Source organism: Bacteroides muris (ex Fokt et al. 2023), from assembly GCF_024704895.1.
GTDB classification, from domain to species: Bacteria; Bacteroidota; Bacteroidia; order Bacteroidales; family Bacteroidaceae; genus Bacteroides; species Bacteroides muris.
In genome coordinates this window covers 1-12541 of record NZ_JAMZEE010000067.1, presented here as the reverse complement: position 1 = coordinate 12541, position 12541 = coordinate 1, and the positions used below count along the sequence as shown (strand labels likewise).

General features: G+C 46.2%; 8 protein-coding genes. 5 read left to right on the top strand and 3 right to left on the bottom strand.

Annotation, left to right across the window (positions count from 1 at the left end; all coding sequences use genetic code 11):
* Positions 1 to 167 precede the first annotated feature (167 nt).
* Positions 168 to 1883 (bottom strand): DUF6377 domain-containing protein, encoded by a 1716-nt coding sequence (locus M1B78_RS17610; protein ID WP_257941397.1) that lies wholly within the window; start codon positions 1881 to 1883, stop codon positions 168 to 170.
* A gap of 439 nt (positions 1884 to 2322) precedes the next feature.
* On the opposite strand from M1B78_RS17610, the gene M1B78_RS17605 reads away from it, so the two are divergent.
* Genes M1B78_RS17605 through M1B78_RS17590 form a run of 4 tightly spaced genes read left to right on the top strand, consistent with a single transcriptional unit; the run spans position 2323 to position 9685 of the window.
* Complete coding sequence (locus M1B78_RS17605; protein WP_430732578.1) at positions 2323 to 5238, top strand: SusC/RagA family TonB-linked outer membrane protein; 2916 nt, start codon at positions 2323 to 2325, stop codon at positions 5236 to 5238.
* A gap of 18 nt (positions 5239 to 5256) precedes the next feature.
* Entirely contained in the window at positions 5257 to 6783 is a 1527-nt protein-coding gene (locus tag M1B78_RS17600; protein ID WP_257941395.1) for a RagB/SusD family nutrient uptake outer membrane protein, read from the top strand.
* 31 nt (positions 6784 to 6814) lie between these two features.
* On the top strand, positions 6815 to 8326 hold the full coding sequence (locus tag M1B78_RS17595) for a glycoside hydrolase family 30 protein (protein WP_257941394.1): 1512 nt from the start codon (positions 6815 to 6817) through the stop codon (positions 8324 to 8326).
* A 27-nt stretch (positions 8327 to 8353) separates the two neighbouring features.
* Positions 8354 to 9685 carry a DUF5125 domain-containing protein gene (locus M1B78_RS17590; RefSeq protein ID WP_257941393.1) on the top strand — a complete coding sequence of 444 codons (1332 nt, stop codon included), beginning with the start codon at positions 8354 to 8356 and terminating at the stop codon, positions 9683 to 9685.
* 93 nt (positions 9686 to 9778) lie between these two features.
* On the opposite strand, the gene M1B78_RS17585 is transcribed toward M1B78_RS17590, so the two are convergent.
* Both M1B78_RS17585 and M1B78_RS17580 read right to left on the bottom strand, forming a co-directional pair.
* Positions 9779 to 10123 (bottom strand): hypothetical protein, encoded by a 345-nt coding sequence (locus M1B78_RS17585; RefSeq protein WP_257941392.1) that lies wholly within the window; start codon positions 10121 to 10123, stop codon positions 9779 to 9781.
* Positions 10120 to 10428 carry an FtsB family cell division protein gene (locus M1B78_RS17580; RefSeq protein ID WP_005824736.1) on the bottom strand — a complete coding sequence of 103 codons (309 nt, stop codon included), beginning with the start codon at positions 10426 to 10428 and terminating at the stop codon, positions 10120 to 10122. Before M1B78_RS17580 ends, M1B78_RS17585 begins: the two co-directional genes overlap by 4 nt.
* A gap of 142 nt (positions 10429 to 10570) precedes the next feature.
* Here M1B78_RS17580 and M1B78_RS17575 point away from each other — a divergent pair, with 142 nt between their 5' ends.
* Complete coding sequence (locus tag M1B78_RS17575) at positions 10571 to 12385, top strand: DNA polymerase III subunit gamma/tau (RefSeq protein WP_257941391.1); 1815 nt, start codon at positions 10571 to 10573, stop codon at positions 12383 to 12385.
* Positions 12386 to 12541: the final 156 nt, after the last annotated feature.

Sequence of the window (12541 nt, the reverse complement as noted above, 5' to 3'; positions counted from 1 at the left end):
TTCTTACCACACCCGCGTTTCTTTCTTACCACAGCTGTGGTAAGAAAAGAACATTGCCGTGGAAAGATTAGTTTTTTAGGGAAAAACAAGGTCGTACATCGCAGTTTTTTTCCTAACTCTTAGGTGTCATCTACGCACCATACTGCAACAATCAGTAGAAGCCTTTATCAAATCCACTTCTGTGCCCTACCCAAAGAACGCACAACGGCAGCAAACTCTTCCCGAGGAATGATAGCCTTATTACGTGTTTTCAAACGATTATTATAAACGGTCTGAGGTGAATAATGCAAGAATTCGGCAATCTTCACACTATCAGTGATACCTAAACGCACCAAAGCATAAATGCGCAATTCCGTATTCAGCAGCTCACCATCTTTTAGCACAATCTGCTCGTCAGGATGGAGCAAGGCATTGAAGTCACTTACGAAATCCGGATAAATGTGCAAGAAGATAGCATCAAAGTTATGATAGAACTCTTTCAACTCATTCTGTGCCATAGAATGAGTATCGGTCAATGCTTTCACATCCTCCAACTGGTTTGCCTTAAGCTTACGATTGATATTTTTCCGATACTCATCCAGCTTACTGATATAATTGGAACAAATGGAAAAGACATAACCTATGTATTCCTCCTTCACATAGTTGGATTCACGAAGCTGATTATTGGTATCCCTCAACTGTTCATTCAAAGAAGTAAGCTGTACATTCGTTTCTGCCACTTGTCCGTGCATTTTCGAAAGTTCTTCCACATGCTTATTCAGGCGGTTGTTTGCCTCATTCAGCTGTTGGCGCGACTGCTTCAATCGCTTCATCTGTTTATATATATACAGGAAGGCAAACAAGGATATCAAGGACAAGACACTGACCAGTACCAAATACATACGTAACCGCGCTTCTTGCCTCTGATTACGTTCCTGATAGATCTGATGAATGGTGTCCTGCACTGCAGAGATGCCCACTACCCTCACCCGGTTCCGATATGCCAAGGCATTCTGCAAACAGTAACTCATGTAGACATAGGCATGGTCAATATCACCCAAACTAAAAAGTACCCCCGCCAGCTCTTCCAACGAAGCAATATCTTTATTGGAGATACGTACATCGGCCATAGCAGAATATATCAGGTAAGTCAGATAATTTTCCTGCTCATCGGACTCGCGATAAAAGCAGGCCAGCACGTAAGCATTCATGGCATCGCGCCGAGTGTCGAATGCAGAATTAAGAATTCCCTTCTGCAAACGTTCTTTAAAAACATACATACTGTCCGTACCTTGTACTACCTGCCCTTTATACCACAAGAACAAGGGGTCTTCAGGGGTAAGAACCATATTCAAAGAGTCCTTGTAAACACGCTCCAACTGTGCATAATGTTCATGCAAAGTACCCATTTCACTACCGGTATACTGATTGAAATGCGAATACAGATACAGCATTTGCCCGTAATAGTCCACTAACAATTCTTTGGGGAGCGAACCGCCTGAAACTCCGCGCAATTCATCCTGAGCTTCTTTCAACAAACCGGTGGCAGCCAACAGAAAAGACTTTTTTATCTTCCACTCCATCTGCCGGTATTTATCATTCTGCTTATAAACTATATCCAAATTGTCTACCACATAATTCATTGCAGAATCGGCGTTATAGACGCAATACTCATCATAAAGATTTTTATTCAGCCAATATCTCTCTTCCAAAGTACGCACATCCTTTTGCAGCTTGTGCAACTGGGCAATCTTCGCCTCTTTAAGCATAGCAAACGTGGTTTTTTGCGCAATCAGAGAGTCAAGGCGCACCAGCAGTTCTTTTATCTTTTCACTGTAAGGTGCCGCATTCAGAAAGGTACACCCCATCAGTAAAAATAGTAAAGCTATGATTTTTCTTTTCATTTCTATTATTCATATAAGGCTGAGAGCACAAAGATAAATTAATCTATCTAAACATAAGCTACTTCTACCCTAAAAAGTACATGAAAGTTAAGAGGTATTTCGACCATTTACAGCGATAAAACAGCATATACAGACCTCCTTCCATAGTAGCTGACCTTTACTTTATACAGCAATCCATAAGGGCATAACTCACTATATATGTGATATTTACATTTTACTCATACTTACTTCTCCATATTACCCGCCTATCGGACGAATAAGGTTGTCCACTATCTTTGCAACAGAGAAAGAAAAGTGTACTATGGAAAACATCCAATCTCTATTAGAACATACTTTTCTAAAATAAATTAAATCTTTTAATTAAAGTACTATGAGAATGATTACAAGAAATCTTCTTACGCGGAGTTACAAGCTCCTTCTGACATTACTCGTACTGCTAATGTCAACAAATGCATTTGCCCAACGATTGACAGCTACGGGTAAAGTAGTAGATGCCGCAGGCCTGGAGGTCATTGGCGCATCTGTATTGGAAAAGGGAACAACCAACGGTGTTGTTACCAATCTGGATGGGGAGTTTTCCCTGAGTGTAGGACAGAATGCCACACTGGTAATATCCTTCATCGGCTACAAAACGATAGAGGTAAAAGCAGCCACCAACATGAATATCACATTGCAGGAAGACAACGAACTGCTTGACGAAGTGGTAGTCATCGGCTATGGAAGTGTGAAGCGTAAAGACGTAACCACTGCCGTATCTACGGTTTCTACAAAGGATTTGGACCAACGCCCCATTGTATCGGCAGCCCAAGCCCTGCAAGGTAAAGCAGCCGGTGTGTCGGTTATGCAGCCCAGCGGCGAACCGGGCGGTGGTATGAGTATCCGCGTACGTGGTACCACCTCATTCAATGGTAGCAACGACCCGCTCTACGTAGTGGATGGTGTACCTGTAGACAATATCAACTTTCTCTCTCCCAACGACATTGAAAACCTCTCTATTCTGAAGGATGCCTCATCAGCAGCCATCTACGGTTCGCGCGCAGCCAACGGTGTGGTATTGATTACTACCAAGAGCGGCTCGGCAGGCAACGCCAAAGTAGCATTGAACGTACAATATGGCATGACAAAAGTAGGCAAGAGCATGGAAGCACTGAATACAGAACAGTACCGCGAATTACAAGAAGAAATCGGGGCTGTAAATCCAACTGCTCTTGAAGGGCTGACCGACCAGACAAACTGGTTTGACGAAGTTTACAAGACCGGACAAACCCAGAATTACCAAGTGTCCGTATCAAACGGAAATGAAAAGATGAAATACTTCCTCTCTGCCGGTTATCTGGATGAAAAAGGTATTTTGGAAGGAACATACTTCAAGCGGTATAGCTTCCGCGCCAATATCGACAACCAAATACGCAGCTGGCTGAATGTAAGTGCCAATATCTCCTACTCCGACAACATCGGAAACACCGGCATCATCTCCGGTACGGGTGCCAACCGTGGTGGTGTAGTCCTCTCGGTCATCAACACTCCGACCTATGCTCCTATTTGGGATCCTGAAAAACCGAATCAATACAATAAGAACTTCTATGGAGTGAACATCATGAACCCGATGGAAAACCTGGCCCGCCAGAAAAACAACAAGAACAAGGAAAACCGCCTCATCGCATCCGGAGCCGCTACCATCAGCTTCCTGCCCAACCTAAAGTTGAAATCATCTGTAGCCCTGGACCGCCGTAACGGTGTAAGCACCACATTCCTCGATCCAATATCGACCACCGACGGACGCAACAGCTTCGGTACAGCCTCTGACAACCGGAATATGAATACCGTGTTGGTTTTCGATAATATATTGACTTACAATACCAATATCAAGAAGCACGGCATCGACGTAATGGCTGGTTCTTCCTATACCAAATCGGACTATACCAACAGCTGGATAAATGGCTCACATTTCCGGGACGATAAAATACAGACCCTGAACGCTGCCAATAAAATTTCATGGGACGGTACCGGAACAGGAGCTTCACAGTGGGCCATCTCTTCCTATTTCGCCCGTGTGTCCTACAACTATGACAGCAAGTACATGCTTACCATGAACATGCGTGCCGACGGTTCATCCAAGCTACATCCCGACCATCGCTGGGGTATTTTCCCCTCCTTCTCGGCTGCATGGCGCATTTCGTCGGAAAAGTTCATGAAAGACATCGCTTGGATTGATGACTTGAAGCTCCGCGGTGGCTGGGGACAGACCGGTAACCAAAGCGGTATAGGCGATTACTCGTATCTGCAACGTTACAACATCAACCGCATACCCTGGTTTGAAGAAGGTAACGACCATGCAGTTCCCGGTATCAGCCAGGCCAACCTGAGAACAAGTGACCTGAAATGGGAAACTACCAACCAGACGAACATCGGTCTTGACCTGACTGTACTGAACAACAGACTAACCTTCAGCATGGACTACTATTACAAGAAAACTACAGACATGTTGATGAATGTAAGTCTGCCTGCTGGTGCGGCAGCAACCACCAGCATCACCCGTAACGAAGGCGAGATGACCAACAAGGGATTCGAGTTCGCCATCAACTCCCATAACCTGACCGGCGAGTTTTCTTGGGATACAGACTTCAACATTTCTTTCAATAAGAACAAGCTGACCAAGCTGTCATTGCAGAAAATCTATACAGCAGCAAGCAGTGCCGAGGTGGTGAAAGAAAATATCGTACGCAATGAGCCCGGACGTCCTTTGGGTGGTTTCTACGGCTACATCAGCGACGGTGTAGACCCGGAAACCGGTAACCTGATTTATCGCGACCTTAACGAAGACGGCAAGATTTCCACTTCTGACCGTACCTATATCGGCGACCCGAATCCCGACTTCATCTACGGATTGACAAACACCTTTACATGGAAAGACCTCAGCCTGAGCATCTTCATCCAAGGAAGCTACGGAAACGACATCTTCAATGTGTCCCGTATGGAAACCGAAGGTATGTATGACGGTAAAAACCAGTCGACGGAAGTATTGAAACGCTGGAGAATTCCCGGACAGATTACGAATGTCCCGAAAGCCAACTTCAACATCAAGAACTCCACTTACTTTGTAGAAGACGGCAGCTACCTGCGTGTCAAAGACATTTCACTCTCTTACAACATCCGTTGCCGCCAGTTCAAGAAATGGGGTATCAGCCGCGTACAGCCCTATTTTACCGCCAGCAATTTGCTGACCTGGACCAGCTATTCAGGTATGGATCCTGAAGTGAACCAATATGGCAACAGCGGTTCTGTACAGGGCATCGACTATGGAACTTACCCGCAGAGCAAATCATTCGTTTTCGGTATCAATGTTGAATTCTAAAAAAGGAAGAAATAACTTATGAAACTAAACCATATATATAAAAGTATAGCTTGCAGTGTATTGTTGGCAATGACCGCAACCTCATGTGACTTGGACTATAATCCGGTAGACACCTACTCGGATGTAACGGAAGGAGTGAACAAAACTGATGAAAAGCCTATCTTCAACAGTGTGCAAGACGTGGAAACTTCAATGGTAACCCTTCACAAAAAATTTCGTGACCAGCAGGAGCACTGGTATGTCGACAAACTGCTTATCAGTGACGCTCATTCCGATAATGCCTACGCCGGAACAACGGGGGCCGAAGTGGTGCCTTACGAAACCAACTCCATTGAAGGCTCTAATTCTGTACTAAAACGTGACTGGGACCGTTTCTTAGGCGACATTGCCGTTGCCAACCGCATCATCGTGGGCTGTGACCAGCTCAAGGCACTCAGTGAAAGTAAACGCGGCAAGTATCAATCACAAGCCAAGATATTCCGTGCCATGGTCATGTTCGATATGGTACGTTTATGGGGTAACTTCCCGGTCATCACTACCGTGGGCGGTGACATTACCGAAGACAACGTAGAAGAAATGTACCCGACCTATTTTCCTCCACAGAATACGGCTGAAGAGGCTTACGCCCAAATAGAGAAAGACCTGACTGAAGCAGTGGAAAACCCCAACACACCGACAAACGACACATCAGACAAGAGCATACTTACCAAATCGGTGGCACGTGCCATGCTTGCCAAGGTCTATGCAGAAAAACCTCTGCGCGATTATGCAAAGGTTATCAAATATGCCGATGAACTTGCTGCCGACGGCTTCGACCTCGTGGAAGACTTCAGCGACCTTTGGGCGTATGATACGGAAAAAAAAGACTGCCGGGTACGCAATACCAAGGAGGCAATTCTCGAAGCCCACTTTCCTCCAGGCTCCGGCAACTGGTGTACTTGGATGTTCGGCCGCAACTTGAGCAACTGGGATGAAAGTTTCACCTGGGCCAAATGGATTACCCCTTCCCGTGACCTTATCCGCCTCTATGAAGAGCAAGGAGACACGAAACGTTACAATGAATCTGTTGTATGGTATGACTGCGGATGGAGCAACTATTATCCGGCAGGCCATTATGCCTTCATGTACAAATGCCGCTCTGCGTTCAACAGCATTATCTATCTGCGATATGCCGATATCCTGCTCCTCAAAGCCGAAGCAAAAATTATGGGAGAGACTCCCGACCTGAACGGTGCAGCCGACATCATCGACCGCATCCGCAACCGCGCCGGACTGGGCAAACTTCCACAAAGCACCCGCAGCAGTAAAGAAGCATTGCTCCAAGCTTATATGGACGAACGCCGCATGGAGCTTGCCTTTGAAGGACAGCGCTGGTACGACCTTTGCCGCCTCAATAAGGTAGAAGAAGTGATGAACGCCGTTTACGCCAAAGACAGCGGCCGCCATGCACAAGAAAATCTGTTCAATGAGAACTCCTATCTGCTGGCTATTCCCCAAGGAGCCATCGACCAGAACGAAAATCTGATACAGAACCCGGGCTATTAATACTAATGAGTAATATAAAAATCAATTGAATATGAATTTAAGAAATATATTCACTACCGCATTAGGCTGCTTCACCATACTGGCAGCCTGCGGCAATGACAATGACAGTAACATCACCCCTACACCGGAACCCAAGCCAGACCAACCCACGGAAGAGGCAAAGGATGTTACCCTCTATGTAACGAACACCAGTCGTACTTATGATTTGACAAAGTCCGGGCTGGCCTTCGGCACCGGAAGCAACATGTCACCTTCTACCGTGACACTCGACCCTGCCACCCGCTATCAGGAAATGGACGGTTTCGGTGCAGCCATCACCGGCTCTACCGGTTACAACCTGATGCAGATGACACAAGAGAACCGCACGAAGTTTCTGACTGAAACATTCTCGGACAAAGAAGGCTATGGCTTCAGCTATGTACGTATTGCCATCGGTTGTTCCGACTTCTCATTCAGTGAATTCACTTGCTGTGACGAAAAGGGGCTTGAGCACTTTGCCCTTCCGATGGAAGACACCAAATATGTGATTCCTATATTGAAGGAAATTCTGGCAATCAATCCTGCCGTCAAAATAATTGCCGCTCCCTGGACATGTCCGAAGTGGATGAAAGTGAAAAGCCTGGAGGAACGTGTACCCTTTGACTCATGGACCAGCGGACACTTGAACCCCGAATATTACAGAACGTATGGCGACTATTTCGTAAAATGGATACAAGCTTTCGAAAAGGAAGGCATCAAAATCCACGCTGTGACTCCGCAGAACGAACCGCTGAACCACGGTAACTCAGCATCCTTGTTCATGGGATGGGAAGAAGCCCGTGACTTCATCAAGACCGGCTTGGGCCCTGCCTTCAAAGAAGCCGGAGTTACTACAAAGATTTATGTTTTCGACCATAACTACAACTACGACAATCTGGCCGACCCAAAAAGTTACCCTACCAAGATTTATGATGATGCGGAAGCCTCACAATACATTGCGGGCGCTGCCTACCATAATTATGGCGGTAACCGTTCTGAGTTGCTGAATATCCACAAACTCTATCCCAACAAGGAACTGCTTTTTACGGAAACCTCCATAGGTACTTGGAACTCCGGTCGCGATTTGGAAGCACGCCTGCTTAACGATATGGAAGAAATAGCATTGGGAACAGCCAACAACTGGTGCCGCGGCACCATTGTGTGGAATCTGATGTTAGACAGTGACCTGGGACCGGTAAGCCCCTCAGATGGTTCTTGCAAGACCTGCTACGGTGCAGTGGATATTGACAATACAAACTATTCTAAAATTGTCCGTAATTCCCATTATTACCTTATCGGGCACATGTCTTCAGTCGTGAAACCAGGAGCTGTACGTATCGGAACGACCGGTTACACAGCCAACGGAATCACCTACTCCGCCTTCGAGAATACGGACGGTACCTATGCATTCGTATTGGCAAACAACAATGCAGATGCCAAGCGAATCACCGTAAGCGACGGCACACACTACTTTTCCTACGAAGTTCCGGCCAAAGCAGTCGTTTCTTACCGTTGGAAAAAATAAAACTAATAATTTAAACAGAAGATTATAATGAAAAGCTTAAAAAACTATCTAATGGCATTGGCAGGCATAGCCATGCTGAATGCTTGCAGCGATGACGATCCGGTTCCCGGCAACCCGACAATGGACTTTCAGGCAGAACCTTCTTCAGCCTTGTTCGGAGACAGTCTGCCTTTTACAATCAAGGCATCGGACGCAGATGTACCCCTTTCCACGTTAAAAGCGCGGTTATACTTCAGCGACGAAATGGTGTCAGAGACTATAATCCGCACAAAAGTAAACGGTCAAGACTATACCGGGAAAATATATGTTCCCTATCTGGCAAATATTCCCAACGGAACAGCTAAATTGAAGTTCATTCTGCAGAACATCAATTTCACAATCACAGAGAAAAGCTATGACGTGGCGCTGAGTCGTCCGGACTTCCCCTACCTAACTCTGATTTCCGGAGACCAAGAATACCTCATGGAAAAAGTCGCAGCCAATCAGTATAGCGTGACCGGTGAATTTGCACAAAAAGTGAAAGGTTACATCAAAGCTCCTAAAGTAGGCACCAACGGGAATGAAATCAACTTCGGATGGAGCAACGGTGCCATTACACAAGGTACCTCCAGTGAAATTACCTTCTCCAATCTGTCAGCTGGAGAATATTCCATCTCCTTCAATACGTTGACTTATGCAGCCGCTCCTTTCGTTAAACTACTGCTGAACGGTTCTGAAATGGAGATGGTGGATGATGACCATTACAGCATCGACCTCAATCTGAAGCAAGGGGACAACATCACTGCAGACATTCCCAACTTCGACCAACATTGGATAGACCCCGACTTCTTCGAAAAGAATGAAGACGGTTCGCTGAAGTTCCTGCCCATCGATGGAACTTATCGCGTCATTGCCAACCTGGCCCTGAATTATCTGGAAGTATTGAAAATGAACGGAACAAGCACCGCCACTCTGAACGATGACGAAACCGGCGCCCTTTGGATTATCGGTGACGGTATCGGTAAACCTTCCGTAGCGACCAATGCCGTAGGTTGGACTACAGAAAAAGGTCTCTGCATGTCACAGATTGAAGCGAAGAAGTATCAGGTAACAGTAGTAGCGGGAGAGCAAATCAAATCTGATGACATCAACTTCAAGTTCTTCCACCAGCAAGGTTGGGGAGGTGAATATAAAAACGATGCCTTGTCTACCACCAGTGACTTAGTATTTATAGGTGACGGTACCAACGGACGTGATGCTGGCAACTTGGGCTTCGTAGAAGGCAAAAGCCTGGAAAACGGTGTCGCTTACCGGTTCACAGTTGACGTAACGGCAGGTGTCTCTTCGGCAGTTCTGACAGTAGAAAAGGTAGAAAGATAGACGGATAACGCAGAAGATTAACTAAATGAGAAAGGGGCTGGCTCTATAAAAGAGTTCAGCCCCTCTTGTTTATGCAGAATATATGTTCCGGATTTAGCTTAAACCTTCTTTCGCCTCCTCTTGTGGAATACGTACCGAAGTGTAAAGCTCAAGAATGGCGGCTATCGTCAGAGACACAATCCATTCATTGCCTTTTGTAAAGAGCATGAATGCCCCCGTAAGCACCAGCAAAAGCGCACCGAATATTTGCTGTCGGCGCAGGCGTTTGACAGTGGGACTTTTACATTTGGACGGAGAATTAATTTGGGCCAAAGCAACCATCGTAGCGCCGATAGTATATATATAAGGTGAAAGAGGCCAGCCCGTGATATAAACGGCAGCTCCTGCCAAGAGCATCACGGCCCCTACTGCGAAAAGGGCGGGTATCAGTTGTTTCATTCTTCTATATCTTCTTCAAATACATAAATATCCTCATTGGGCTTTTTCATCAGATACTTCTCACGGGCAATCCGTTCGATGGCACCGGAGTCGACGGCAAGCTCATTGAGCCGTTCGGTATTCTCCTCGTATTCCTTGCGGTACTTTTCTATTTCATCGCGCAGACGGCTTTCTTCCCGGGCGTAACCCAAACGGCGTACAACACTGTTCTCATCCAGGAACCCGATAATTACAGCAAACAACGCAAGCGTAATCAGATATTTATGCTTGCGGACAAAAGACCAAAGAGAAGCAAGTTTATCCATCTCGTTATCTACTATTTAGCAATTTATCATTCATGATGGAGCTTGTCCATCATATAACTTCACGTCACAAAGATAAGAGGAATAACCGAAAGATTTCTTTTTTTTGTGTACATTTGCACAAAAAGCAAAGAATATCCCGAATATGGAAAACTATATCGTATCTGCACGGAAATATCGTCCCTCGACCTTTGAGTCCGTAGTAGGCCAACGTGCACTGACCACTACCTTGAAGAATGCCATTGCCACCGGAAAACTGGCGCATGCCTATCTTTTTTGCGGTCCAAGAGGCGTGGGAAAAACAACTTGTGCCCGTATCTTTGCTAAAACAATCAACTGCATGAGCCCCACAGCAGACGGCGAGGCATGCAACCAATGTGAATCCTGCACTGCCTTCAATGAGCAGCGCTCCTACAATATCCATGAGCTGGATGCCGCCTCAAACAACTCTGTGGATGACATCCGCCAATTGGTGGAGCAGGTACGCATTCCACCTCAGATAGGCAAATACAAAGTATATATCATTGACGAGGTACATATGCTGTCCGCCTCGGCTTTCAATGCTTTCCTGAAAACACTGGAAGAGCCTCCACGCCATGCCATATTCATCCTTGCCACTACCGAGAAGCACAAGATATTGCCCACCATCCTTTCACGCTGCCAAATATATGATTTCAGCCGGATTGGCGTGGAAGATACCGTAGCACACCTCGCATACGTCGCCTCCAAAGAAGACATCACTGCTGAGCCGGAAGCATTGAATGTAATAGCCCTCAAAGCAGACGGCGGTATGCGCGACGCACTATCCATCTTCGACCAGGTGGTAAGCTTCACCGGAGGACACATCACCTATAAGAGCGTGATTGAAAACCTCAATGTGCTGGACTATGAATACTACTTCAAACTAACCGGATTCTTTCTTGAGAACAAAATCAGTGACGCGTTGCTATTACTGAATGATGTGCTCAACAAAGGCTTCGACGGCAGCCACTTCATCACCGGACTTTCATCCCACCTGCGCGACTTGCTTGTCAGCAAAGACCCGGCGACACTGCCGTTGCTTGAAGTGGGCGCAAGCATCCGCGAACGTTACCAAGCACAAGCACAGCAATGCCCCCTCCCTTTTCTTTACCGTGCCATGAAGCTCTGCAACGATTGTGACCTGAACTACCGTGCCAGTAAAAACAAACGGCTACTGGTAGAGCTCACTCTGATACAAGTGGCACAACTGACCGCCGAGGAGGACGACGGTGCCAATGGGCGCAGCCCTAAACAAGCTATAAAACCCATATTCACGCAGCCTGCCGCCGCTCAGCAGCCACAGGCCACTGCTGCCATGCCCCAACAAACCGTACAGCCGGCAGTACAGACAAACAGCACTCCCCAACCTGCTGCCACGCAGCATAGTAATGCAACAACTCCACATGCCACACCTGCTGCCGTATTAATGGCGCAAGGGAGAGAAGAGAAAAAAATTCCGGTCATGAAAATGTCCGGATTAGGGATCTCCATCAAACGCCCCCATATAGAAGAGGAACAAAGAAACCCTTCATCTAACCCTACTGCCGCCCACCAAGCAGCACAACCGGAAGAAGACTACATCTTCAATGAAAGGGATTTGAACTATTACTGGCAGGAGTATGCCGGACGTATGCCCAAGGAGCAAGTAGCCATAGCCAAGCGCATGCAGAACATGCGCATCACTTTAACAAATGACACAACTTTTGAAACCGTGGTAGACAATGAAATCGTTGCCAAGGAATTTACCGGCATGATACCCACTCTGCAAAATTACCTACGTACCCGGCTAAAGAACCGCAAAATCACCATGATTGTCCGGATTAGTGCTCCTGCTGAAAAGGTACGTGCCTATGGGCGCGTTGAAAAATTCCAGATGATGGCACAAAAGAATAGCGCCCTGTTACAACTAAAAGAGGAGTTTGGGTTGGAACTGTACTAATCCCTTCCGATTATCTCATAAAGTTGCTAACAAATTGATTATAAAGAATAAAACATCCATCTATTTTTTAACTCGTTTATATTTATAATAGTCCGTTAAAAATTCACCATATCGGCTAAGCGGCTTCTGCCACTATGCCAAAGAGTTCTTTGATAA

Excerpts from the sequence above, each read along its gene's own strand:
- M1B78_RS17610 (WP_257941397.1), bottom strand. The coding sequence starts at position 1,883 with ATGAAAAGAAAAATCATAGCTTTACTATTTTTACTGATGGGGTGTACC.
- M1B78_RS17605 (WP_430732578.1), top strand. The coding sequence starts at position 2,323 with ATGTCAACAAATGCATTTGCCCAACGATTGACAGCTACGGGTAAAGTA.
- M1B78_RS17600 (WP_257941395.1), top strand. The coding sequence starts at position 5,257 with ATGAAACTAAACCATATATATAAAAGTATAGCTTGCAGTGTATTGTTG.
- M1B78_RS17595 (WP_257941394.1), top strand. The coding sequence starts at position 6,815 with ATGAATTTAAGAAATATATTCACTACCGCATTAGGCTGCTTCACCATA.
- M1B78_RS17590 (WP_257941393.1), top strand. The coding sequence starts at position 8,354 with ATGAAAAGCTTAAAAAACTATCTAATGGCATTGGCAGGCATAGCCATG.
- M1B78_RS17585 (WP_257941392.1), bottom strand. The coding sequence starts at position 10,123 with ATGAAACAACTGATACCCGCCCTTTTCGCAGTAGGGGCCGTGATGCTC.
- M1B78_RS17580 (WP_005824736.1), bottom strand. The coding sequence starts at position 10,428 with ATGGATAAACTTGCTTCTCTTTGGTCTTTTGTCCGCAAGCATAAATAT.
- M1B78_RS17575 (WP_257941391.1), top strand. The coding sequence starts at position 10,571 with ATGGAAAACTATATCGTATCTGCACGGAAATATCGTCCCTCGACCTTT.